The sequence below is a fragment of the Kiloniellales bacterium genome (assembly GCA_030066685.1).
Taxonomy (GTDB): domain Bacteria; phylum Pseudomonadota; class Alphaproteobacteria; order Kiloniellales; family JAKSBE01; genus JAKSBE01.
On record JASJBF010000046.1, the window covers coordinates 1 to 24494 of the forward strand.

Sequence of the window (24494 nt, forward strand, 5' to 3'; positions counted from 1 at the left end):
CCGCCACCGCCACCACCGCCGCAGGTGGCCAGCGCTTTACTTTCCACGATGGACAGGGTGCCAAGATCGAGCTTCACCGGAAGCACCGCGATCAGGGAGGCCGCCGCCAGGACCGAGGTCAGCACAGTGATCCGGCGCAACCGGGAACGAGACACAATCTTCATGTTTGTAATCCCTTAGCCTTTGGGTGCGGAAGCCGAACGGCTTGCCGCAAGCGGTTTCTACAACCACAACCGGTCGTGGGGGTTGCGGCACCCGACGCAGGCCCGTTCCTTGGTCCTGCCGTAGCTGACGTGATCGTCTTTGCCGCCTGGGATACAATTTAGCGAATAATTAGGATTAATAAAGCATAAATAGTGACCGGCACGACTTTTTTGCGATCATTAACACTTATTAACGAACTATTAACGATTCGGATCGCCGCATACTGGCAGGACGTTACGACCCCGAGCGAAAACCGCGCGAGGCGGCGGCCGCCGCGAAGCGAATCCATGAGACCCAGGACGCCTTTACAACCATAAGTCGGAAGCGCGACGCGGTCAGGGCGCAAGCGCCCGATCCGGTCCCCGCGGGCTTCAAACCCCAGCGAATCAGTCGGACAAAGTGCTGGGCCGGTCCGGCCAAGGCACGGCCCCCAGCGCTCAAGGTTATTCCGAGTAAAAACAATGGCCTGCTGCTCGGCTTCGTGATGACCGCCCACAGGGATAACCGGGAAATCCGGTCCTTCTCCGAACCCAGGCATCCAGTATTCCAATACTAAACAATGGGTTAGGCGAGATTTACCATAGAAGCCGGGCGCTTGGCCGGTTATTCTGAGGTACTTGGTCGACAAAGGAGCATCATCCTGGAAGGCGACCGAGCCAGAAGCTTCAGCAAGGGGGAAGTCAATGAAGCTGCTTGCCGACCGGATTCTCGTTTCGACCCTCACGGCCGCCCTGGCGCTGCTCTTCAGCGCCGGCTTGGCCGCGGCAGCGGAAGGCTGCCTGACCTGCCACGAAGGCATCGAGCGTTTCAGCGACGGCGACATGCAGGACACCATCGAGGCCATGGGCGCCGACTTCGGCGACCCGGGCGGCTGCGTGGTCTGCCACGGCGGCGATCCCAAAGCGACCTCGGCGGAGGCCGCCCACCAGGGCGCGCCCGCGGACCTGGCCGAGGACGGCGGCCCCGACATGTTCTATCCCGACCCCGGGTCGATATTCGTCGGCGAGCGGACCTGCGGTCAGTGCCATCAGGGCTATGCGGAGCGGCTGATGAAGTCGCTGATGAACACCGAGGCCGGCAAGATCCAGGGCAACTTCTGGTCCTGGGGCCTGCAGAGCGACCACAAGGTGGTCTGGGGCAACTACGCCCTGAAGGACGAGGACGGCATCGAGCCGGCGGTCGGCACCGAGGCCTACAAGGAGTACATGACCGCCTTCGCCCAGGCCCATCCGGACCAGATGCCGACCGAGATGCAGCAGATCCCCGAGCTGAACGTCGACGACATCTCCGAGCATCCGAACCGGGCCGGCATCACCTACTCCCGCCAGCAGTGCCAGCGCTGCCACGTCGGCGTCTCGGGCCGCGAGAAGCGCGGCGACTACCGCGGCACCGGCTGCTCCTCCTGCCACGTGCCCTATTCCAACGAGGGCCTCTACGAAGGCGGCGACCCAACGATCAACAAGGAGCAGCCCGGACGCGTCCTGATCCACCGCATGCAGGCGACCCGCAAGTCCAAGGTCGCCCACAACGGCCTGGAGTACTCGGGCATCCCCTCGGAGACCTGCAACTCCTGCCACAACCGCGGCAAGCGGATCGGGGTCAGCTACCAGGGCATCATGGAGTTCCCCTACGGCAGCCCCTACAACACGGCCGGCGGCAAGCAGCCCAAGCTGCACACCAAGAACTATCTCTTCATCAAGGACGACCTGCACCACCAGGTGCAGAGCCGCGAGGGCAACCCGCGCGGCGGCCTGCTGTGCCAGGACTGCCACACCTCGATCGACATGCACGGCGACGGCAACCTGCCCGGCACCACCCTGGCGCAGGTCGAGATCGAGTGCGAGGACTGCCACGGCACGGTCGAGAGCTTCCCCTGGGAGCTGCCGCTGGGCCACGGCGAGGAGCACGCCCAGGAGCTGAGCGACGAGCCGCGCGGCCTGACCGACGAATTGCCGGACTACATGCTCTTCGCGACCCAGTACGAGCCCGAGGACGGCTACCTGCTGACCGCCCGCGGCAACCCCTACGGCAACGTCGTCAAGAAGGGCAAGCGGGTGATCCTGCATTCGGCGACCGGCCTCGACTTCGAGGTCCCGGTGCTCAAGCAGCTCAAGCTCGACGACGCCTGGAAATCGCCCAACGCCATGGTCGCCATGGCCGCGGTCGGCAAGCACATGGAGTCCATGGAGTGCTACGCCTGCCACGCCGACTGGGCGCCGCAGTGCTACGGCTGCCACATCACGGTCGACTATTCCGAGGGCAAGACCGACGTCGACTGGATCAAGACCGCCAACGCCCGGGAGGCCAACGGCCTCTCGGCGGACTATCCGCTGGGCACCAACGGCCTGAAGAGCGAGGGCAAGGTCTCGGAGACCCGCTCCTACCTGCGCTGGGAGACGCCGACCCTAGGGGTCAATGGCGAGGGCCGGGTCAGCCCGCTGATGCCGGGCTGCCAGGTCATCACCACGGTGATCGACAAGGACGGCAAGACCGTGGTCGAGAACGAGATCTGGATGACCCCGGAAGGCAAGGGCCTTGACCACGCCGCGGTGCAGCCGCACACGGCCGGGCGCAAAGCCCGCGACTGCGAAAGCTGCCACAACAACCCCAAGGCGATCGGCTACGGGATCGCGGACGGCCGTTTCCTGAAGGGCTACGACAAGGGCTTCGTCGTCGACCTGGAGACCAACCAGGGCCAGACCATCCCGAAGCAGTACAAGACCCAGTCGCCGGCGGTGCCCGAGCTGGACCACGACCTCTCGCAGATCGTCAGCCGCGAGGGCGAGCAGCTGGTCACGGTCGGCTCGCACTGGCCGCTGACCGGGCCGCTGCCGGCCGCAATCCGCGAGAAGATGGAGCGCACCGGGCTGTGCATGGGCTGCCACCAGAACATGGTCGACGAGCAGCTCTGGGCCAAGGTCAACTCGGCGGCCTTCGTCAACAACGAGCAGCATCGCGCGGTCATGAGCAAGGCGCTGCAGTCCTACTCGCGCGAGCGGCCCTAGAACGGGAAGGGAGGATCCGATCATGATGGCACGGAAGAGCCTCCTGGCCGCAGCGGCCGGCCTGCTGCTGGCTTCGGGCCAGGCGACGGCGGACATCTCCGACTATTCGGTGGCCGACCTGCTGGAGCCCTGTGTCGAAGGCGACAACGACTCCCGCGGCGGCGCGGTCCTGGAGATGGAGTGCGAGCAGTACGTCTCGGGCTTCACCGATCTCTACGTCCGCGCCGGCCTGGACAAGCAGGATAACGTCTGCCTGCCGCCGGAGGGCAACCGGGCCGACGAGGTCCGCTGGGCCTTCATGCGCTGGGCTCACGACAACTTCGACCAGCGCAGCATGCCGGCCGTCGACGGCCTGAAGGCGACCCTCCAGGCCCGCTTCAAGTGCAAGCAGTGAGGTCCCGGCGCCGCCGCCCGGGGGCGTGATCGCGAAGCCCGGCCGGCCGGCGGCGCCGCCAGGTCTCCGGGCGCCCGCCCCATGGCAGCGGCGGCCGGGCCTGGCAAGCCCGTTCCCGGTCATTACATAGACACTGGCAGGACGGTCGCCGGCGGGGCAAGACTCGGCCTCGCCGGCAGTGGCCGCCGGGATTGACAGCGCCGGGACGAAAGGTCTTGGTGTCCGATCCGGCGGCGGTGCGCCGTCATCGGGAGAGAACGAAGAACGTCATGCTGCTGTGGTTTGTCTTCGCCGGAATGGCCCTCGCGGTCGCCGGCTTGCTGGTTTGGGCCTTCCTGCGCCAGCCGGCCGCGCCGGGCCCACGGGCCGACTACGAGCTCGAGGTCTGTCGTGCGCAGCTGCGCGAGCTGGAGCGCGACCTCGAGCGCGGCGTGGTGACCGGGGACGAGGCCGAGGCGGCGAAGCTGGAGATCCAGCGCCGGATGCTGGCCGCCGACGCGGCGCGCGAGACCGGCGCGGCGGCCGCCGCGAGCCCCCTGGACCGGGCCCTGCCGGCGGTCCTGGGCGCCCTGCTGCCGCTGACCGCGCTCGGCATCTACGCCTGGCTGGGCAGCCCGGCGGCGACCGGGCCCGCCGCCGGCCCCGTCGCCGAGCGGGCGGCGCCCGGGGCCGAGCAGGGCAACCTGCCCGACATCGAGACCATGATCACCCGCCTCAAGGGCCGCCTGGCCGAGCAGCCCAACGACATCGATGGCTGGATCACCCTGGGCCAGACCTACATGGCGACCGGCCGCTTCCGGGACGCGGTCGGCGCCTTTGACCGGGCCCTGGAAATCCGCGCGGACCTGCCCTTCGTCAACGCCGCGCGCGGCGAGGCCCTGGTCTTCGCCGCCGAGGGCCGGATCCCGCCCGAGGCGCGGGCCGCCTTCGAGAAGACGCTGGAGGGCGACCCGGGCGAGCCGCGGGCGCGCTTCTACCTGGCCATGGCGGCGGAGCAGGACGGCGAGCCGCGCAAGGCCCTGGACGGCCTGGTCGCGCTGCTGTCCGACGCGCCCCCGGGCGCCGAATGGGCCGAGGCCGTGCGCCGCCGCGCCACGGCCCTGGCCGAGGAGCTCGGCGAGGATCCGGCGGCGGTGCTGCCGGCGGCACCGGTGGTGGCCGCGGCGCCGGGCGGCTCCGCGGCCGAGACCGCGGCGGACCCGGCCGAGCTGGCCGCGAAGCTGGCCGAGAACCCCAAGGACTACCAGGGCTGGATCGCGCTCGCCCGGCTGCGCGCCGCGGCCGGCGACGAAGACGGCGCCCGGGCCGCGCTGCAGAGCGGCGCCGAGGCCTATCCGGGCGCGCCCTTTGTCCAGCAGCAGTTCCAGCAGGCCGCCGCCGAGCTCGGCCTGGAGAACGGCGCAAGCGCGCCGCGCGGGCCGACGGCGGCGGACATCAGCGCGGCCAAGGAGATGAGCAGCGAAGACCAGCAGGCGATGATCCGCGGCATGGTCGAGGGCCTCGCCGAACGCCTGGAGCAGGAACCGGAGGACCTCGAGGGCTGGCGTATGCTGGCGCGCTCCTACGGGGTGCTGGGCGAGGCCGAGAAGGCGGCCGAGGTCCACCAGAAGATCATCGCCCTGAGGCCCGAGGACGTCGAAGCCCGGGTCGCCTACGCCGAGGCCCTGATCGCCGCCGGCAACCCGACCGCGCCGCCGCCGCCGGAAGCCGTGGCCGCCCTGGAGCAGGCCCTCGAGCTGGACGCGGCCAACCCCGACGCCCTGTTCCACCTCGGCGAGGCCGCCCGCCGCAAGGGCGACGCGACCAGCGCCGGCATCTACTGGCAGCGGCTGCTCAAGCAGCTGCCGCCGGGCACCGACGAGCGTGCCTGGCTGCAGCAGCGCATCGACAGCCTGCCGAAGGGTGAGTAAGCGCAGGCTTCGACGTCGCTCGCCCGGGCCGCGCCCTTTATCCGCCCTTCGGGAAATCCTTGCTCCAGCACCCCCGCTCAAGTGGCTTGCACCGTCTGCATGAGCGCGTCGTCGTCGCGCCGGAAGTCCGCGACGAGGGTCTCGATGTCGCTGTCCGAAGCGCCGACGCCCTGCAGGACGGCCGTGCTCAGCTGGATGATTCCCTCCGCCCCCTCGGGAACGGCGTGACCGACGCCGCTCGACCGCAGTGCCGACCGGTCTTGATCGCCCCCTGTTCTTTCGTGATCATGAAAACGGGAAACAAGGAGGGCTGGCCGGCGCAAAGGCGTTGCTCCGCGACGACTTGCCGTGACGATCATTGTTCGTCTCCAGGTCAATCAACAGTGGTTGCATCGCGCCTGGTCTCGACCCCGGGCCGGGCCGACGCACACCCAGATGGAGTGAGTTGAGCCCAATTGACAAGCAACGAACCCGTCTTGGGCTCCGAGATGCTCAGACAGCAGTCACAAAGGGTCGGGAGGAGACCTGAATGAAGATGCCGCTTTTGCTCACCGTTTGCGCAGCTCTCACCCTGAGTGTCGCGGAAGCTCGGGGTGGAGACGCCGTCGCCGGGAAGACCAGGTATTTGGTCAACTGCGTCAACTGCCACGGCGCGACGGGGAAGGGCATGGCGAGTTTTCCGTCGCTTGTGGGCAGGGATGCGGACTATATCTCCGATCGCCTCGTCAAGTACCGCAACAGGGAAAAAGTGGGGCCCAATTCCGCCATTATGATGTCGTTGACCGGCGAGCTGTCCGACGACGATATCGCCAATCTCGCCGCTTACGTGTCGACGACCTTTCAGGAGTAGACAAGCCAGGTGCGCGTAAGGATGTCCCTGCATCGGTCGAGCGGTTAGGCGCCACTCCTCTCCGGATCGACCCGGCCGGCCAGCGCGCGCCTCACCCAGTTCAAGTGTGATCTCGCACCCGCACCTATGTGGAGACAGGTCATGCGACGCACGATCCTCTGCGCTGCTGCTGTGGCCGCCCTCGCCTTTCACGCCTGGGCGCAGGACCATGCGACGGAGGGCAAGCGTGCGGTCGCCGGGACTCCGGCGGCTGCGGCCGAGGATGGCGGCCCGAGGCGCTGGCAATCGGCGGCCGACGGCGTGAGTCGAATGCATGCTGCACCCGACGGCGACGCTCCGGTGATCATGACGCTCGCCGGCGGTACGATCCTTTCAAATCTCGGCTGCGCGCGTGCCGGGAAGCGCGTGTGGTGCAACGTCCAACCCCTGCGGGGCAGAGCCCGCGGCTATGTCCTGGCGGAGTCTCTCCATCCGGCCCGCGGTCCGGACGGGACCGTGCCGATGGGCAGCGACGACAGCCTGCCGCGCGCGCGAAAGGGCGATTTCGACGCGAGCGGTCAAATCCCTTGCGCGCAGGTTCGCGGTAAGCCGATGGGCCAGTGCAGGCTCGATGTCGCACGCGGAGACGGCGGCGATGCGACGGTCGTTGTGACTTTCTCGAACGGTTTCAAGCGGATGCTGTTTTTCATTCATGGCGAGTTCGTCAGGGCCGACACCACGATGTCCGGCAGCGGTTTCGATACCGACTGGCGGCTGGAAGACGGGCGCCACATCATTCGCGTCGACGACCAACGCTATGAGCTGCCCGATGCCGTGATCTTCGGCGGCTAGGCCTTATGCCAAGGAGCGCAGGTCCTTCGTTTCTCATGCCTCGTGGCGTTGAGATGGGCGGCCTTGCGGCTCGATGCATCGCTCGACAGCGAGCGGCCTCCGCGGGCGAATCATTTTGAAGCCGCGTCATGTTGAGATACCATCGCAAACACTGGCAGTCCGCTAGAAAAAAAGCACGAATGGGAGGACCTTCAATGAAACGCAGTATGGCTGTGTGGTCGCTTTCTGCGGCCATGGCGGCGACCGCATCCTACGCTACGCCAGCCGCCGCGGACGCCCACGGCAAAGTCCCCAGTCTCAGCCACACCACGGTGCTGTCCGGACTGGAAAGCCCGTGGGACATGGCTTTCCTTCCCGATGGCACTATGTTCTTCACGGAAAAGTGCCGCGGCCTTTCGGTTCGGCTCCCCTCCGGCGACGTCAAGGCCCTGCTGGGAATGACGGGCACCAGCGGCTTCGCGTCGACCGCGGACGATCTGTTCTGCGAGGGGCAGGCCGGCATGCAGGGTGTGGCCGTCGATCCCGACTTTGCCGACAACCGGTTCATCTACGTCTACTCGACGTCCAGCAAGACCGCGCCTGGCAGCAATCGTCTGATGCGGTTGGTGGTGAACGACGATCTGAGCGCGGTGTCTGACCGCACCGACATCGTCGAGGACGTGCCCTACAAGCCGAAAGCCACCGATCATCCCTTCGGCGGCCCCGGTGCGCACAACGGTGGGCGCGTCCGCTTCGGCCCGGACGGAAATCTCTACCTGACCACCGGCGACACGCACAACGGTGCGGTTCCGCAAAGCCCGACGCTCATCGGCGGCAAGGTGCTGCGAATGGACCGCGACGGCAACCCGGCGGAGGGCAACAACCCGCCGGAGGGCTTCGATCCCCGGATCTACACCTACGGCCACCGCAACGTGCAGGGCATCGCCTTCCGCCCGGGCGACGGCACGCCGGTCGTGGCCGAGCACGGGCCCTGGCACTCCGATGAGATCACCGTGCTCGTGAACGGCGGCAACGGCGGTTGGGACCCGCGCCCCAACACTGCCGGCCGCGGCGACTGCCCCAACGACTACTGCGGCTACATGCCGAACCAAATGGAGGGGATGGATCCCGCGGAACGGGTCAAGTTCATGCCGATGACGGACCTCAAGTCCTACCCCGACGCCATGCTGCCGGCCTGGAACAACAATGGTCTTTCTCAGGGCACATCCTCGGCCGCGTTTCTGAGCGGCGAGCAATGGGGTGCCTGGGACGGCCGCATGGTCGTCGGTATCATGGGGATCGGTTTCGGCGGCACAGCGGTCGGAATGCGCATCGACGTGATCGACCTCGCAAAGGACGGCAAGTCCGTCAAGGACGTCACCTCGATGTCCTTGCCGATGGCCGCCGGTCGCTTCCGGTCGGTGGTGCAGGGGCCGGACGGCGCTCTCTACACCGCCGTGGATCAAGGCGACATCCACAAGCTCATGCCGAACTGAGTCCGTGTCAGCCGCGCTGCCCTGGGGCAGTGCGGCTGACCTCTCCGGCTGTCCTTTTGCCGATATCCGCCTCGCCCGCTCTCTCCGCGGTCCACACAGCGACGCCGGCGGCGGGTTCAATCGATGGTCAGGGGCCGTGACGGATGACCGCCCATGGCTGGTTCCGGCCCTCCCCCGCGTCGCTCAATCGCGGCTGCCGTCGGGGCGCCAAGCGCGCATTCAATGGCCAACCTTTCGGGCTCTCTCGCTTTTTGGCTTGTGGTGCGGGTGGAGGGACTTGAACCCCCACGGCCTTGCGGCCACCAGATTTTGAGTCTGGCGCGTCTACCAGTTCCGCCACACCCGCAGGCTCGCCTGAGCCGGGCCCGCCCGGTGCCGGAGGCGGCGGCGGGCGGACCGCGCCCGCATCATAATCGGCGCCCGCGCCGAGGCAACAGGAGAAGCGCCGCGCGAAACCGAGCCAACGACCGTCGTCACTGCAGCGGACCGCTGGCCGGCTCGGGCGCGGGCGGCGGCGCCTCGTGGCAGGGCCCGGCCTGGTGGTGGACCAGCCGCCAGGCGCTGCCGTCGCGCCGGAAGACGTTGGTCGCCACCAGCAGGTTGCCGGCGATCTCCTCGTAGCAGAGCACCACCGCGGTCTCGCCGAGCAGGTGGGCCTCTGCGTTGCGGCAGGTGACCGGGGGCGAGGCCGGGTTGCCCAGGATCCCGCGCCAGGACTCCAGCACCGCCGGCCGGCCGGTCAGGGCCCGCCAGCCCGGATGGATGCAGGACACCGGCTCGGCCTCGGCCCAGACCGCCGCCATGGCCTCGAAGTCGCGGGTTGCGAAGGCCAGGTAGAAGGCCTCGTTGGCGAAGAGCACGGCGTCGCTGTCGCCCATGGCGGCAGGCCTCCTTTCAGGTACAAGGAGAATCCAGAATGAGAGCCTAGAGCACGATGATATGAGGTTAAAGCAACCTCATATCTGAATCGTGCTCTAAATTCTTGAAGAAGAGCGGGATTCAGATTCGAAGTCCAATCGACTTCGAATCATCCCGCTCTAGCACCGCGGCGGTCCTTGCGGGCCAGGGAATCGCGGATCGGCACCGAAGCCGGAGGGCGGCGGCGATTGCCTGGGCCGGCCGCGCCTGATAAAGGAGCCCTGCCGTCCCCAGCCGGAGCCCCGCCCGCGTGCTGCGCCGCACCTACGACTGGACCATGGGCCTCGCCGCCCATCGCTACGCGACCAGCGCCCTGATCGCCGTCGCCTTCATCGAAAGCTCCGTCTTCCCGATCCCGCCGGACGTCCTGCTGATCCCGATGGTCCTGGCGGCGCGCGAGCGGGCCTGGACCATCGCCGGCCTGGCGACCCTGGCCTCGGTGCTCGGCGGACTGCTGGGCTACGCCATCGGCTATTTCTTCTACGAGACGGTCGCCAAGCCGCTGATCGACCTCTACGGCTACGGCGCCAAGTTCGGCGACTTCCAGCTGCGCTACCAGGACTGGGGCGCCTGGATCGTCTTCATCGCCGGAGTGACGCCCTTTCCCTACAAGGTGATCACGATCACCAGCGGCGTGGTCCAGCTCGACCTTCTCGTCTTCACCCTGGCCTCGATCCTGGCCCGGGGCTTGCGCTTCTTCGTCCTGGCCGGGCTTCTGTGGTACTTCGGGCCGCCGATCCGCGACTTCATCGAGCGCCGCCTGGGCCTGGTCTTCACCCTCTTCTGCGTCCTGCTGGTCGGCGGCTTCGTCGTCGCCCGCTACCTTCTGTAGCCCGCCATCTTGGCTGGCCAGAACCCGGCCTGGCGCCTATATCTGACGGCATGATCGTCGACGCTCTCGCCCGCCCCCGGATCGCGCCGGCCGCCATCGCCCTGGTCGGCCTGAGCGCCCTGGCGGCGGCCTATACCGCGCAGTACGGCTTCGGGCTGGAGCCCTGCGTGCTCTGCCTCTATCAGCGCGTGCCCTACGCCCTGGCCCTGGCCCTGGGCGTGATCGGGGTCTTCGCGCTGCGCCCGGCCGGCCTGCAGCCGCTTCTGGTCCTGATCGCCGGTCTGACCTTCCTCGCCGGGGCCGGCATCGCCGGCTACCACGTCGGGGTCGAGCAGCACTGGTGGGCGGGCACCGCAAGCTGCGCGACGCCCGGCTTCGACGCCAACCTCTCCCTGGAGCAGCTGCAGCGCCAGCTCGACGAGGCGGCGAGCTTCGTGCCCTGCGATGAGGTCGCATGGTCGCTGTTCGGAATCTCCATGGCCGGCTACAATCTCCTGGCCTCGCTGGCCCTGGCGGCCGTCTGCCTGCTGACCGCCGTGAGGCTGCGGAACCCGAGGACACCATGACCGAGAAGGCCGACGTCAAGCAAAACGGCAGCAAGGGACCCGCGCGCAGCGGCCGGCCCTACCTGCCCGGCGACCTGACCCCGGAGCAGACCCTGGCGCGGATGATTCGGGTCGACCAGGCCGGAGAGTACGGCGCCCGGCGGATCTACGAGGGCCAGCTCGCGGTCCTGGGGCGCAGCCCGGCAGCGGCGACGATCCGCAAGATGCACGAGCAGGAGCTGGCGCACCTGGAGACCTTCGACCGCCTGGTCGCCGAACGCCGGGTCCGGCCGACCCTGCTGCAGCCGGTCTGGCACGTCGCCGGCTTCGCCCTGGGCGCCGCCACCGCGCTGCTCGGCGAGAAGGCCGCGATGGCCTGCACGGTCGCGGTCGAGGAGGTCATCGACGAACACTACGCCGGGCAGGCCGAGCGCCTGGGCGACGACGAGCCCGAGCTGAAGAAGGCCATCGAGGACTTCCGGGCCGACGAGCTGGAGCACCGCGACATCGGCCTGGAGCACGACGCCGAGGGCGCGCCGGCCTACCCGCTGCTCTCGGGCGCGATCAAGGCCGGCTCGCGCCTGGCGATCTGGCTGTCCGAGCGAATCTGACCCCGCCGGGGCGGGCCAGCGGGCGGAAAGCGGGACCATGAGCCAGGCCTCCGGCCCCCGCGTCGCCCTCGCCGGCATGATCCTGGAGAGCAACGCCTTCGCGCCGCCGGCGACGGAGGATGACTTCCGCGAGAAGCTCTATCTCGAAGGACCGGCGCTGCTGGACGAGGCCCGCCGGGCGCCCTCCCTGGTCCCGCGGGAAGTCTCGGCCTTCGTGCGGGCCATGGACGAGACCGGACCCTGGCAGCCGGTCCCGGGGCTGCTGACCGCCTGCCCGCCCAAGGGCCCGGTCGAGGCCGGCTTCTTCCACGCCTCCCTGGACAGGATCGTCGCCGCCCTGGAGGCCGCAAGGCCCCTCGACGGTGTCTACCTGGCCCAGCACGGCGGCATGACCGCGACCGACGGCCCCGATCCCGACGGCGCGCTGATCGCCGCGGTGCGCGCGGCGGCCGGGCCGGAGGCCAGGATCGTGGTGACCCTCGACCTGCACGCCAACATCTCGGAGCGCATGGTCGAGGCCAGCGACTTGCTGATCGCCTACCAGACCAACCCCCACGTCGACATGCGCCTGCGCGGCGAGGAGGCGGCGGTGACCCTGCGTAAGCTGCTGGCCGGGACCCGCGCCGAGACCGCCTTCATCCGCCTGCCCCTGGTGCCGCCCAGCGTGACCCTGCTGACCGCCGAAGGCCCGTACGGCGAGATGATCGCCTACGGCCAGCGCCGCCTGCAGGAGCTCGGCGGCCGGATCCTCAACGTCTCGGTGCTCGGCGGCTTCGCCTTCTCCGACACGCCCAAGAACGGGGTCGCGGTTCTGGTCGCCGGACGCGACGACCCGGCGGCGGCGCAAGGCCTGGCGCGGGAGATCGCCGAGCTGGGCTGGTCCCGGCGGCAGGCCTTCACCCGCCGCCTGACGCCCCTGGATGAGGCCGTCGGGCTGGCGCTGGCGACCGCCTCGGACCCGCGGCGCCCGGCGGTCATCTTCTCCGACGCCGGCGACAACCCCGGGGGCGGCGGGGGCGGCGACACCACCGCCCTGCTCGCCGCCCTGGCTGCGGCCGGCGCGCGAGGCGTCCTGATCGGCGGCTTCTACGATCGAACCCTGGCGGCCGAGGCCCATAGCTTCGGCGTTGGCACCCGCTTCGAGGCCGTGTTCAACCGCGATGGCGGCGGCAAGTTCGCCGAGCGCCTGGCCCTGCCGGCCCGGGTCCTGGCCTTGAGCGACGGCGACCTGGTCGGGCGGCTGGGCATCTTCGCCGGCCGGCGTCTGGCGCTGGGCCCCTGCGCGGCCCTGGCCCTGGGCGAGGACGAAGGCATTACCGCGGTGGTGATCTCGAGCCGGCAGCAGGCCGCCGACCCGGTCTTCCTTGAGGCCTTCGGCCTCGACATCGCCGCGGCCCGGGTGGTCGCGGTCAAGTCGCGCGGCCACTTCCGCGCCGGCTTCGCGCCCTGGTTCCCGCACGATCGGGTCTACGAGGTCGACACCCCCGGCCTGACCTCGCCGGTTCTGGAGCGCTTCGACTGGCGCGGCCTGCCGCGCCCGGTCTACCCCCTCGACCCGGAGACGGACTGGAACCCGCCGGACTGGCCCTGAGGGCCAGGGCCCAGCCGTGGGGCGCCGGCTAGAGCGGGATGATTTGAAGCCGATTGGGCTTCAAATCTGAATCCCGCTCTACTTCACCAGGTTAGAGCACGGTTCAGGTGTGAGGTCGATTCGACCTCATACCATCGTGCTCTACGGCAGCTTGTAGTTGAGCTCCGGCAACGACATCAGGCCGGCGGCGGATTCGACGACCGAACCGCTCTTCAGGTTGACGACCAGCTCGGAGAAGGCCGTGCGGGCCTTCAGCGGGCTGCCCCCGGTGATGCCCTGGAACTCACCGGTCCCGGCGGTCAGCTTGAAGTCGCCTTCGCAGCCGAGGAAGTCCTTGCCCGAGCAGGTCCAGTCGGCGAAGACGTTGTGGCCGTCGCGGTCGGTGATGATGCACTTGCCCTCGCCGGTCTGGGCGCCGGACTTGAGGTCGATCACGAAGTCCCCCGGGCAGAGAATATCCGCGGTGTCCAGTCGGCCCTCGGCGCTCTTGACGTAGAGGGTCCCCGCCATGACTCCGATGAAAAGCGCTTCGTCCTGGCCGGTCTGGAAGAAGCGGCCCTGGCTGACCCAGGCCGACGTCGCCGTCAGCTTCTGCTCCTCGGCCGCCGCCGGCGCCTGGAGGCCGCCGACGACAATGATCGCCGCGGCGAGGCAAAGGCCACTGGTTAGTCTGCGCATCCCTCAAGTCCTCCTCGTGCAAAGGGGGCGCTGCGGCGCCCGGTCGTCGTGGCCGTCGCTCCGGCTGCCGGACGGGTCCCACGTCCGGCGATGGTGCTAAGGCTCACACGGTCAAGCTTACGTTGAGACCTGCCGCCTAGACCAGTTCCGTGTGCGGCACCCGGGTGGTTTCGCGGCGCACGTGGCGCATGAAGGCGCGGCCGGCGGCCGGCAGCGGCGCCGCTGCCGAGACGATGAAGGCGGTCAGGTAGGCGAGGCGCGGCGCGAAGGGACGGATCACGACCGCGCCGTCGGCCCTGAGCGCGACCGGGAAGGGATTGAGCACGGCGACCCCGAGCCCGGCCCGGACCAGCTCGTAGGCCGAGACCGCGGTCGCCGTCTCGACCACGATGCGGCGCTCGACCCCCGCCTCGGCGAAGACCCGGTCGGTCGCGGCCCGCGAGGAATGCCGCCGGGTCAGGGCGACATAGGGCTGGTCGCGCAGGTCCCTGGGCCGGATCACCTCCCGCCCGGCCAGGGGCGAGTCCGCCGGCAGGACGCAGACGCCCTCCGAGCGCAGGAAAGGCTCGACCCGCACGCCGCTGTGGCGGATCTCGGAATCGGTGATCCCCAGGTGGTAGCGCTGCTCGGCGATGCCGGGCACCAGCACGTCGGTGCCGCGGATGTCGAGGCTGATCGCCTGCTCCGGATGGAGCTTCAGGAAGCTGGCGATGTGCGGGTGCAGGAAGCGGTGCGCCAGGGTCGGCGGGATCGCCAGGCGCAGGGCCTCGGCCGAGGTGATCGACCAGCCGACGTCGTCGAGGCGCAGCAGGGCATCGAACATCGGCTCGAGATCCCGGTTCAGGGCCAGGGCCTCGGCGGTCGGCAGCAGGCGGCCGCCCTCGCGCTCGAAGAGGATCTTGCCCAAGCGGGTCTCCAGCTGAGCGAGGGCGCGGCTGACCGCCGGCTGGGAGATGCCGAGGCGCCGTGCGGCCGCGGTCGCGGTGCCGGCCTCGATCACCGCCCGCAGGGCCTCGAGCTCCCGGAGACTCCGCCAATTCGCCCGCAATCGACCGTCCTTCGCCCTCGGCCTGCCTTATGGAGGCATAACTATAGCGTATAGTTTTTGCTCTTTGCCATGCAGATTCCTTGGCTAGACTGAGGTGAAGGCCAGCGACACGGCTTGGCCCCCCGGGGCGACTTGGGCTAGCGTCGGGCCGGACAGAACGACAAGGGCGTCGCGACGAAGACGCCCGATGACAACAGGGAGAATAGTCACATGGGTTTTCCGTTTCGCCTGGCCGCAGGCGCCTTGGCGGCCGCTTTGGTCCTGCCCGGCACTCTGGCGGCAAAGGAACTGACCGTCGGGCTCGCCTCCGAGCCCTCCTCGATCGATCCGCACTACCATAACCTGACGCCGAACAGCGCCCTGGCCCGGGAGATTTTCGACCGGCTGATCATGCCGGATGACAAGCAGGTCCTGAAGCCGGGCCTGGCGGTCTCCTGGAAGGCGATCGACGACCTGACCTGGGAGTTCAAGCTGCGCGAGGGCGTGACGTGGCACGACGGCTCGCCCTTCACCGCCGACGACGTGGTCTTCACCTTCGAGCGCGCCCCCGATGTCCCCAACAGCCCTTCCAGCTTCGGCACCTACCTGAAGGGCAAGGCCATCGAGAAGGTCGACGACTTGACCGTCCGCATCAAGACCGAGGCGCCCTACCCCTTGATGCCCAACGACATTTCGACCTTCTCCATCGTCTCCAAGAAGCACGGCGAGGGCGCCGGCACCGAGGACTACAACTCGGGCAAGGCGGCCGTCGGCACCGGCGCCTACAAGTTCGTCGAGTGGGTCCCGGGCGACCGCATCGTCCTGGAGCGCAACGACGACTACTGGGGCGAGAAGGCCGAGTGGGAGAAGGTCACGATCAAGCCGATCAAGTCGGGCCCGGCCCGCCTGGCGGCGCTCTTGGCCGGCGACGTCGACTTCATCGAGGGCGTGCCGACCACCGACATCGAGCGCCTGCGCGACAACAAGGACATCACGCTCAGCCAGGGCATCTCCAACCGGGTGATCTACCTGCACCTGGACCACTTCCGGGACGACTCGCCCTTCGTCAAGGCGAAGGACGGCGGCGCAATCAAGAATCCGCTGCGCGATGCCCGGGTGCGCAAGGCGATCTCCAAGGCGATCAACCGCGACGCCATCGTCGAGCGGGTCATGGAGGGCGTCGCGGTCAAGGCGGGCCAGCTGCTGCCGGAGGGTTTCTTCGGCGTCAGCGAGAAGCTCCAGCCGGTCGGCTACGACCCCGAGGGCGCCAAGAAGCTGCTCGGCGAGGCCGGCGTCGGCGACGGCTTCCAGCTGACCATCCACGGCCCCAACGACCGCTACATCAACGACGCCAAGATCGCCGAGGCGGTGGCCCAGATGCTGACCCGGGTCGGCATCAAGACCGCGGTCGAGACCATGCCGAAGAGCGTCTACTTCAAGCGCGCCTCGCGCGGCGCCGACGGCCTGCCGGAGTTCAGCTTCGTGCTGGTCGGCTGGGGTGCGGGCACCGGCGAGGCCTCCTCGCCGCTGAAGTCGCTGCTGCATACCTACGACAAGGAGCGCGGCTTCGGCGCCTCCAACCGCGGCCGCTACTCCAACCCGGAGGTCGACAGGCTGGTCGAAGAGGCCCTGGCCACCATCGACGACGGCAAGCGGGCCGCCCTGCTGGCCCAGGCGACCGAGGTCGCCATCGAGGACGGCGGGATCATCCCGCTGCACTACCAGGTCAACACCTGGGCCGGCCGCAAGGGCATCGTCTACACGGCACGCACCGACGAGACGACGCTCTACACCGGCATCCGCAGCGAGTGAGGGCGCGGGGCGGGCGGTCAAGGGATCGCCCGCCCCTTTCGCCTTGTACCACCAGATGGCACGCGTCTCGGAAACACCCTCGCTGTCATGCCCGGACTTGATCCGGGCATCCATGGCGAAAGCGGCACGATGGATCCCCGGGTCAAGCCCGGGGATGACAGCCGGAGTGTCGGGCCGGAGGAAGCCAAGAAAGTGCAAAGGCCCGCCGGGAGCCTAGGGCATGTCGGTCTTCATCATCCGCAGGCTGATGCAAAGCGGGATCGTCGTCCTGGTGATGTCGGTGCTGGTCTTCTTCGGGGTCAACGTGATCGGCGATCCGGTCGACATGCTGATCAACCCCGAGGCCGACCAGGAGGACATCGAGGCGACGATCCGGGCGCTCGGCCTCGACCGGCCGATCCACGAGCAGTACTGGTACTTTCTCGTGAATGCCCTGAGCGGCGACCTGGGCAAGTCCTTCATCTTCGGCGAGCCGGCCCTGAAGCTCATCCTGCAGCGCATGCCGGCGACCCTGGAGCTTGCCCTTGCCGCCCTGCTGCTGTCGGTGGTCATCGGCATCCCGCTCGGGGTCTACGCCGGGCTCAAGCCCGACTCCTGGGCCAGCAAGTCGATCATGGCCGGCTCGATCCTCGGCTTCAGCCTGCCGACCTTCTGGGTCGGCCTGATGATGATCATGCTCTTCGCGGTCATGCTCGGCTGGCTGCCCTCGACCGGGCGCGGCGACACCGTCCCGCTGCTCGGGGTGCCGGTCAGCTTCCTCACCTGGGACGGCCTGTCGCACCTGCTGATGCCGGCCTTGAACTTGGCGCTGCTAAAGATGTCCCTGGCGATCCGCCTGGCCCGCGCCGGGGTCCGCGAGGCGATCCATCAGGACTACATCAAGTTCGCCCGCGCCAAGGGCCTGCGCCCGGCGCGCATCATCCGGGTCCACCTGCTGAAGAACATCCTGATCCCGGTGACCACGGTCATGGGCCTGGAGTTCGGCAACCTCATCGCCTTCTCCCTGGTGACCGAGACGGTCTTCGCCTGGCCCGGAATGGGGAAGCTGATCATCGATTCCATCAACAACCTCGACCGGCCGGTGGTGGTCGCCTACCTGATGATCACGGTCCTGCTCTTCGTCCTGATCAACCTGGTGGTCGACATCCTCTACTCGGTCCTGGACCCGCGGGTCCGGCTGCAGGACATCAAGGCATGACCGCCTCTCTGGACGAGCGCCTGGTCGACACGCCTGAAACCTCCCCCGAGGCCGCCGCGGCCGGCGCCGCGGAAGGGGTGCAGACGCCCTTCCGGCGCTTCGTCTCGGACTTCTTCGAGGACCGGATCGCGACCGGCGCCCTGGTCGTGCTGCTGGCCATCGTCTTCATCGCGTTGACCGCGCCCTGGATCTCGCCGACCGACCCCTACGACCTGGCCGTGGTCGACGTGATGGACGGCAAGCTGGCGCCGGGGGCGACCAGCTTCGACGGCTCGGTCACCTATTGGCTGGGCACCGACGGCGCCGGCCGCGACCTGCTGAGCGCCATGTTCTACGGCCTGCGCACCAGCATCGGGGTCGGCATCATGAGCGGCCTGATCGCGCTGATCTTCGGCACCGCGATCGGCCTGACCTCGGCCTATTACGGCGGCCGGGTCGATACCCTGATCATGCGCGTCGTCGACCTGCAGCTCAGCTTCCCGGCGATCCTGGTCGCCCTGATGCTGGTCACCATCCTGGGCAAGGGCGTCGACAAGATCATCATCGCCCTGGTCATCGTCCAGTGGGCCTACTACGCGCGCACGGTGCGCGCCAGCGCCCTGGTCGAGCGGCGCCGGGAGTACGTCGAGGCGGCGACCTGCCTGGCCCTGCCGCCGCGGCGCATCCTGTTCCGGCACCTGCTGCCGAACTGCCTGCCGCCGCTGATCGTGGTCGGCACGGTGGAGACCGCGCGCGCCATCGCCCTGGAGGCGACCCTGAGCTTCCTCGGGGTCGGCCTGCCGGTGACCGAGCCCTCTCTCGGCCTTCTGATCGCCAACGGCTTCGAGTACATGCTGAGCGGCAAGTACTGGATCAGCTTCTTCCCCGGGATCGCGCTGCTGATCACCATCGTCTCGATCAACCTGGTCGGCGACCAGCTGCGCGACGTCCTCAACCCGCGCCTGGAGCGCTGAGCAGGTGAGCCACGACACCGCGACGCTCCAGGTCAAGGACCTCCAGACCCACTTCTTCACCAAGGACGGAGTCGCCAAGGCGGTCGACGGGGTCAGCTTCACCGTGGAGCGCGGCGAGGTCATGGGCCTGGTCGGCGAGTCCGGCTCCGGCAAGTCGGTGACCGGCTTCTCGATCATCGGCCTGGTCGATCCGCCCGGGCGGGTGGTCGGCGGCGAGATTCTGTTCAACGGCGAAGACCTGCGCCAGGCCGGGGAGGAGCGTCTGCGCGACCTGCGCGGCAACCGCATCGCGATGATCTTCCAGGACCCGATGATGACCCTGAACCCGGTCCTGCGCATCGACACCCAGATGATCGAGACCATCCTGGCCCACGAGCAGGTCGATCAGCGGACCGCGCGGACCCGCGCCCGCGACGCCCTGGGCCAGGTCGGCATCCCCTCGCCGGAGGAGCGCCTCAAGGCCTATCCGCACCAGTTCTCCGGCGGCATGCGCCAGCGGGTCGCGATCGCCATCGCGCTCCTCAACCGGCCGGACCTGATCATCGCCGACGAGCCGACCACGGCGCTGGACGTCACCATCCAGGCGCAGATCCTGCACGAGGTCCAGAAGCTCTGCCGCCAGACCGGGACCGCGCTGATCTGGATCACCCACGACCTCGCGGTGGTCGCCGGCCTGGCCGACCACCTCTGCGTCATGTACGCCGGGCGCATGGTCGAGACCGGCCGGGTCGACGACGTGATCGACCGGCCCCTGCACCCCTACACCCACGGCCTGATCGGCTCGGTGCCGAGCCAGAACCGCCGCGGCCGGCGCCTGACCCAGATCCCGGGGATGACGCCCTCCCTGCTGGGCCTGCCGGTCGGCTGCGCCTTCCGCGCGCGCTGCGACCGGGCCGATCACGCCTGCTACAAGGAGCCGCCGATCACCGAGCCCCTGGCCGGGCGGGAGATCCGCTGCTTCCATCCGCACATCGGCAGCGCCGAGGAAGCCGCCGGGGAGGGTGCAGCGTGACCACCCTGCTGGAAGTCGCGGACCTGTCCAAGCGCTTCGTGAAGTCGCTCGACCTGGCCGGGCGCATCGCCCGGCGCCTAGGCGCCGACGTCCGCGAGGAGGTGGTGCACGCGGTCGACGGGGCCTCCTTCGCGATCAAGCAGGGCGAGGTGGTCGGCCTGGTCGGCGAATCCGGCTGCGGCAAGTCGACGGTCGGGCGAATGGTCGCCGGGATCCTGGAGCCGAGCGCCGGCGAGGTGCGCTTCCGGGGCTTGCCGCTCTCGACCGAGACCGGGCGCGCGGCGCGCGACGTCTCGCTGAAGATCCAGATGATCTTCCAGGACCCCTTCGCCTCCCTGAACCCGCGCCTGCGGGTCGCCGAGATCATCGGCGAGGCGCCGCGCTTCCACGGCCTCTGGAGCGCGGCCGAGGCCGAGGACAAGCTGGCCGAGGTCCTGCTGCGGGTCGGCCTCGACCCCAGCTACCGGCGCCGCTATCCGCACCAGTTCTCCGGCGGCCAGCGCCAGCGCATCGGCATCGCTCGGGCGCTCGCGGTCGCGCCCGAGTTCCTGGTCTGCGACGAGGCGGTGGCGGCCCTCGACGTCTCGATCCAGGCCCAGGTCCTGAACCTCTTCATGGACCTGAAGGAGGACCTGGGGCTCACCTACCTCTTCATCAGCCACGACCTGGGCGTGGTCCAGCACCTCTCGGACCGGGTGATCATCATGTACCTGGGCCGCATCGTCGAGGTCGCGGCGACCGAGACCCTCTTCGCCGCCCCCAATCATCCCTACACCAAGGCCCTCCTGGAAGAGGTGCCGCGCATCGATTCCCGGCGCCGCGACTTCGAGCCCATCGTGGGCGAGATCCCCTCCCCCCTCGACCCGCCCCCCGGCTGCCACTTCCACCCCCGCTGCCCCTTCGCGACGGAGCGCTGCAAGCGGGAGGTCCCGGCGTTGAAGGAGGTCGCGCCGGGGCATATCTCGGCCTGCCACCTCAACGACTGAGCGCGGCGGCGCGGGGGTGAGATTTTCTTTCTCTCTCCGGGCCGCACCGAAGCAGACGCATTCGGCCAAGACCGGCGCTTCCTTCGAGCGGTCTGCGCGCTCCGCCCTATACCAAGGAGCGTTGGAGCCCAAAGGAGGACTTCCCAACCCATTCGGTCGGGCTTGTTCCTGGCTCCGGGCAACGGGGCTCCGGAGAGGCCTAGAGCACGATGATATGAGGTTGAACCAACCTCATATCTGAATCGTGCTCTAAACTGTTGAAGTAGAGCGAGATTCAGATTTGAAGTCCAATTAACTTCAAATCATCCCGCTCTAGCGGGCAGCCTCTGCTTTCGACCTTCAGGCCAACGCGACCGTCACGCTTCGATCGCCAACTGCTCCCCGAAGATGAAAGCGGTCGGATGCATCTCGAAGCCCTTGACCCGCTTGTCATAGGCCGTGAAGGCGGAGCGCCAGATGGGCTGGACCAGGGGTCCGTCCTCCTGCATCAGCTTCTGGATCTCGGCCATCACCTCGCGCCTTTTGTTGACGTCGAGGAGACCCTCGGCCTTGGTCAAGAGCGCATCGAACTCGGGATTGGCGTAGCTCGATTCGTTCCACGGCGCGCCGCTCCGATAGGCCAGCGCCAGAACCATCACGCCCAACGGCCGATGCGTCCAGTTGGTCATGCCGAAGGGCACCTTGTCCCAGACATCCCAGAACATACTGCCCGGCATGAGGTTGATCTTGGTCCGGATGCCGGCCTCTTTCCACTGCTCGACCATGGTCTGGACGGCGTTGATCTCCCAGGACTCGTCGGCATTGCAAGCGATCTCCAGGTCGAGTCCGTCCGGATGACCGGCTTCGGCGAGCAATGCCTTGGCGGCCGCGACGTCGCGCTGCATCGTTGGCAGCTCGGCGTATTCGGGATGGATCGGGCAGACGTGATGATGCTCGCCCGGCAGGCCGAGGTTCTGTATGGCGAAGTTCAAGACCGCAGCCGAATCGGTCGCCAGCCGCAGCGCCTTGCGGACGCGCGGATCGTCGAAGGGCTTCTCGGTCACCTTGGTGCGCACCACCGCGGTCTTCGCCGTGACCGCCTGGTAGATCGTCACGTCTGGCAGGGTCTTGATGGTATCGAGGATGTTCAGCTTGGCCTCGTGCAGGCCATGCACCTGTTTCGAGGCCAGCGCTGCCATGCTCGCGCCGGCGTCGTCGCCGAGGTCGATGAACTCCAGGCCGTCCAGGTTTGGCCCTTCCCCCCAGTAGTCGTTCCGCGCCTTGAGCACCGCCCGCTCGCCGACGCTGTAGTCGACCAGGTCGAAGGCACCGGTGCCGTTCGAGCCAGCCTTGAAGACGCCGCCCTCCTCCGGGTCGATGATGTGCATCGGGTAGTGAAAAAGGTGCTCCGGCACGGCGAGTTGCGGCGCCTTGCAGTTCAGCCGAACCGTGTGATCGTCGACCTTCTCGATCGCATTGGCGTCCCACAGCACGGCGGCCTTTTCGCCGTCCTTCTCCACCTCGTTCAGCATGTAGCCGCTCATCAGGCCGATCATCGAGGAGCCGTTTTCAGGGTCGAGCACGTGCTGCAGGTTCCACACCACGTCATCGGCCGTGAACTCGCGGCCATCGTGCCACTTGATGCCCTTCCGAAGGCGGAAGGTCCAGGTGCGGAGATCTTCGCTCGCCTCCCAGCTATCGGCCAGATAGGGCCGTGTGATGTTGTCGTGGCCCGTGCGTGTCAAATACTCGCAGACCTGCCGCGTGATGTCGCTTTCGAACCAGCTGTAGGCATGCGGATTGGTCAGCTCCAGGACGCGCATGCCGATGCGGATCGTGCCGCCTTTCGGCATGGCGGCCCGGGCCGGCGTGACCAAGGTTTCGCCCGTGACCTTGCCGGCAAAAGCATAAGCGGCGCCCGCCGAAACACCCAGCAAGGTGGCCGTGCGGAGGAACTCGCGGCGGTCGCAGAGCCCATCCGAGAACTGCCGCTTCAGCTTCGGGATATAGGGGTGTTCGACCTTGTCATTCATAGCTTCCCTCCCTGATTCGATGGCCTGCAAAGGCCGACAACTTCCCCGCGGCGCCGGGATGAACGCGTCAGATCGGCCGGCTTCCTGCAAGGTTCCCTCCTGCCGAACAGAATACGCCAGCGGTTTCTGACGGAAGCTGATCGTAACAGGTGCCCCGCAAGACGGGAAATGGCTATAGGCGGTCTTCCCGTGGGGTGAGGCGCGACCCGGACAGGGCGTCGAGCAGTTCTTTTTTCGATGGGCCCCGTGCGTGATTCCGGCACGATGGCGCCTGAACCCGGGGCGAGCGCAGACGGCACCCGCGGTCTTTTCGCCTGGAGGATCTGGCAAGATCCGGGGATTTGGGTTAGGAGACGGAAGTCTCGCGGGAGATCCTGCGGCGGAGGGCGCCGCGGGCCGCGGGCGGTGGCCGGGCGAAGGGAGAGAGACATGCTCGAGAAGCGCGAATTCTACATCGACGGCGGCTGGGTGGCGCCGAGAGCCGGCAGGGATTTCGAGGTGATCGACCCCTCGAGCGAGGAGGCGGTCGCGGTGATCTCCCTCGGCGGGCAGGCGGACACGGACGCCGCCGTGGCCGCGGCGCGGCGCGCCTTTCCGGACTGGGCGGCGACCCCGCCGGCGGAGCGGCTGCAGGCCGTCGAGCGCCTCTTCGAGATCTACCAGGCCCGCGCCGAGGAGATGGCCGAGACCATCAGCCGCGAGATGGGCGCCCCGATCGAGATGGCCAAGACCCAGCAGGTCCCGGCCGGCCTGGGGCACATCAAGAACTTCATCCGGGCCGCCAAGGGCTTCGCCTTCGAGCGGCCGCTGGGCGCGCACGCGCCGAACGACCGCATCCTCTACGACCCGGCCGGGGTCTGCGCCCTGATCACGCCCTGGAACTGGCCGATGAACCAGGTCACGCTCAAGGTGATCCCGGCGCTGCTGACCGGCTGCACCATGGTGCTCAAGCCCTCGGAGATCGCGCCGCTCAACGCGCTGCTCTTCGCCGAGATGGTCGACGAGGCGGGCGTGCCGGCCGGCGTCTTCAACCTGGTGAACGGCGACGGCGCGGGCGTCGGCACGCAGCTCTCGGGCCACCCGGACGTCGACATGGTGTCCTTCACCGGCTCGGGGCGGGCCGGCACCGCGATCTCGAAGAACGCGGCCGACACCTTGAAGCGCGTGCACCTGGAGCTGGGCGGCAAGGGCGCGAACATCATCTTCGCCGACGCCGACGAGAAGGCGGTGAAGCGCGGCACCCTGCATTGCTTCAACAACACCGGCCAGTCCTGCAACGCGCCGTCGCGGATGCTGGTCCAGCGCGAGATCTACGATACGGCGGTCGAGACCGCCGGCGTGGTCGCGGGCGCCACCCAGGTCGGCCCCGCCGGCGAGGCCGGGCGCCACATCGGCCCCGCGGTCAGCCAGGCCCAGTTCGACAAGATCCAGACCCTGATCCAGACCGGCATCGACGAGGGTGCGCGCCTGGTCGCCGGCGGCGTCGGCCGGCCGGAGGGCACCAACCGGGGCTACTTCGTCCGCCCCACCGTCTTCGCCGACGTCAGCAACGACATGACAATCGCGCGCGAGGAGATCTTCGGCCCGGTGCTCTCGATCATCCCCTTCGAGACCGAGGAGGAGGCGGTCGCGATCGCCAACGACACGACC

General features: G+C 68.4%; 21 protein-coding genes and 1 tRNA gene. 16 read left to right on the forward strand and 6 right to left on the reverse strand.

Annotation, left to right across the window (positions count from 1 at the left end; all coding sequences use genetic code 11):
- Positions 1 to 887 precede the first annotated feature (887 nt).
- From QNJ30_23615 to ccmI, 3 genes are all read left to right on the forward strand, one after another.
- Positions 888 to 3209, forward strand: a complete 2322-nt coding sequence (locus QNJ30_23615) for a hypothetical protein (protein MDJ0946452.1) — start codon at positions 888 to 890, stop codon at positions 3207 to 3209.
- Positions 3210 to 3231: 22 nt separating this feature from the next.
- Positions 3232 to 3603, forward strand: coding sequence for a Rap1a/Tai family immunity protein (locus tag QNJ30_23620; GenBank protein MDJ0946453.1), 372 nt, complete (start codon positions 3232 to 3234; stop codon positions 3601 to 3603).
- Between the two features lie 269 nt (positions 3604 to 3872).
- Positions 3873 to 5513, forward strand: coding sequence for a c-type cytochrome biogenesis protein CcmI (gene ccmI / locus QNJ30_23625; GenBank protein MDJ0946454.1), 1641 nt, complete (start codon positions 3873 to 3875; stop codon positions 5511 to 5513).
- Between the two features lie 77 nt (positions 5514 to 5590).
- Here ccmI and QNJ30_23630 read toward each other — a convergent pair whose 3' ends face one another.
- Positions 5591 to 5872 (reverse strand): hypothetical protein, encoded by a 282-nt coding sequence (locus tag QNJ30_23630; GenBank protein MDJ0946455.1) that lies wholly within the window; start codon positions 5870 to 5872, stop codon positions 5591 to 5593.
- A gap of 170 nt (positions 5873 to 6042) precedes the next feature.
- Between QNJ30_23630 and QNJ30_23635 the strand changes: the two genes are divergently transcribed.
- The 3 genes from QNJ30_23635 to QNJ30_23645 all read left to right on the forward strand — a co-directional run bounded on the left by QNJ30_23635 (position 6043) and on the right by QNJ30_23645 (position 8669).
- The gene (locus QNJ30_23635) at positions 6043 to 6363 is read left to right on the forward strand and encodes a c-type cytochrome (GenBank protein MDJ0946456.1); all 321 of its coding nucleotides are present in this window, start codon (positions 6043 to 6045) and stop codon (positions 6361 to 6363) included.
- A gap of 141 nt (positions 6364 to 6504) precedes the next feature.
- Entirely contained in the window at positions 6505 to 7194 is a 690-nt protein-coding gene (locus tag QNJ30_23640; protein MDJ0946457.1) for a hypothetical protein, read from the forward strand.
- A 194-nt stretch (positions 7195 to 7388) separates the two neighbouring features.
- On the forward strand, positions 7389 to 8669 hold the full coding sequence (locus QNJ30_23645) for a PQQ-dependent sugar dehydrogenase (protein ID MDJ0946458.1): 1281 nt from the start codon (positions 7389 to 7391) through the stop codon (positions 8667 to 8669).
- A gap of 259 nt (positions 8670 to 8928) precedes the next feature.
- On the opposite strand, the gene QNJ30_23650 is transcribed toward QNJ30_23645, so the two are convergent.
- Together QNJ30_23650 and QNJ30_23655 are read right to left on the reverse strand one after the other, a co-directional pair.
- Positions 8929 to 9015: transfer RNA gene (locus tag QNJ30_23650), tRNA-Leu, on the reverse strand.
- Between the two features lie 127 nt (positions 9016 to 9142).
- Positions 9143 to 9547 carry a nuclear transport factor 2 family protein gene (locus QNJ30_23655; protein ID MDJ0946459.1) on the reverse strand — a complete coding sequence of 135 codons (405 nt, stop codon included), beginning with the start codon at positions 9545 to 9547 and terminating at the stop codon, positions 9143 to 9145.
- 290 nt (positions 9548 to 9837) lie between these two features.
- On the opposite strand from QNJ30_23655, the gene QNJ30_23660 reads away from it, so the two are divergent.
- The 4 genes from QNJ30_23660 to QNJ30_23675 all read left to right on the forward strand — a co-directional run bounded on the left by QNJ30_23660 (position 9838) and on the right by QNJ30_23675 (position 13166).
- Positions 9838 to 10419, forward strand: a complete 582-nt coding sequence (locus QNJ30_23660) for a YqaA family protein (GenBank protein MDJ0946460.1) — start codon at positions 9838 to 9840, stop codon at positions 10417 to 10419.
- A gap of 50 nt (positions 10420 to 10469) precedes the next feature.
- Positions 10470 to 10985 carry a disulfide bond formation protein B gene (locus QNJ30_23665; protein MDJ0946461.1) on the forward strand — a complete coding sequence of 172 codons (516 nt, stop codon included), beginning with the start codon at positions 10470 to 10472 and terminating at the stop codon, positions 10983 to 10985.
- Positions 10986 to 11086: 101 nt separating this feature from the next.
- Entirely contained in the window at positions 11087 to 11575 is a 489-nt protein-coding gene (locus QNJ30_23670; GenBank protein ID MDJ0946462.1) for a demethoxyubiquinone hydroxylase family protein, read from the forward strand.
- 37 nt (positions 11576 to 11612) lie between these two features.
- Complete coding sequence (locus QNJ30_23675; GenBank protein ID MDJ0946463.1) at positions 11613 to 13166, forward strand: M81 family metallopeptidase; 1554 nt, start codon at positions 11613 to 11615, stop codon at positions 13164 to 13166.
- Positions 13167 to 13307: 141 nt separating this feature from the next.
- Here the strand turns inward: QNJ30_23675 and QNJ30_23680 are convergent, their stop codons facing one another.
- Positions 13308 to 13844: a hypothetical protein gene (locus QNJ30_23680; GenBank protein MDJ0946464.1), complete on the reverse strand. Its 537-nt coding sequence runs from the start codon at positions 13842 to 13844 to the stop codon at positions 13308 to 13310.
- A 136-nt stretch (positions 13845 to 13980) separates the two neighbouring features.
- Positions 13981 to 14892 carry a LysR substrate-binding domain-containing protein gene (locus QNJ30_23685; GenBank protein MDJ0946465.1) on the reverse strand — a complete coding sequence of 304 codons (912 nt, stop codon included), beginning with the start codon at positions 14890 to 14892 and terminating at the stop codon, positions 13981 to 13983.
- A 210-nt stretch (positions 14893 to 15102) separates the two neighbouring features.
- Between QNJ30_23685 and QNJ30_23690 the strand changes: the two genes are divergently transcribed.
- The 5 genes from QNJ30_23690 (at position 15103) to QNJ30_23710 (ending at position 20832) form a co-directional block, all read left to right on the forward strand.
- Positions 15103 to 16683: an ABC transporter substrate-binding protein gene (locus QNJ30_23690; protein MDJ0946466.1), complete on the forward strand. Its 1581-nt coding sequence runs from the start codon at positions 15103 to 15105 to the stop codon at positions 16681 to 16683.
- A 220-nt stretch (positions 16684 to 16903) separates the two neighbouring features.
- A complete protein-coding gene (locus QNJ30_23695) occupies positions 16904 to 17881 on the forward strand; it encodes an ABC transporter permease (protein ID MDJ0946467.1) in 978 nt (325 codons plus the stop codon).
- Positions 17878 to 18834: an ABC transporter permease gene (locus QNJ30_23700; protein ID MDJ0946468.1), complete on the forward strand. Its 957-nt coding sequence runs from the start codon at positions 17878 to 17880 to the stop codon at positions 18832 to 18834. The genes QNJ30_23695 and QNJ30_23700 overlap by 4 nt, the downstream gene beginning before the upstream one ends.
- A gap of 4 nt (positions 18835 to 18838) precedes the next feature.
- Positions 18839 to 19846: an ABC transporter ATP-binding protein gene (locus QNJ30_23705; protein MDJ0946469.1), complete on the forward strand. Its 1008-nt coding sequence runs from the start codon at positions 18839 to 18841 to the stop codon at positions 19844 to 19846.
- Positions 19843 to 20832, forward strand: coding sequence for an ATP-binding cassette domain-containing protein (locus QNJ30_23710; protein ID MDJ0946470.1), 990 nt, complete (start codon positions 19843 to 19845; stop codon positions 20830 to 20832). The genes QNJ30_23705 and QNJ30_23710 overlap by 4 nt, the downstream gene beginning before the upstream one ends.
- A gap of 356 nt (positions 20833 to 21188) precedes the next feature.
- Here the strand turns inward: QNJ30_23710 and QNJ30_23715 are convergent, their stop codons facing one another.
- Complete coding sequence (locus tag QNJ30_23715) at positions 21189 to 22844, reverse strand: ABC transporter substrate-binding protein (GenBank protein ID MDJ0946471.1); 1656 nt, start codon at positions 22842 to 22844, stop codon at positions 21189 to 21191.
- A 429-nt stretch (positions 22845 to 23273) separates the two neighbouring features.
- Here QNJ30_23715 and QNJ30_23720 point away from each other — a divergent pair.
- On the forward strand, positions 23274 to 24494 hold a 1221-nt coding region (locus QNJ30_23720), incomplete at its 3' end, for an aldehyde dehydrogenase family protein (GenBank protein ID MDJ0946472.1).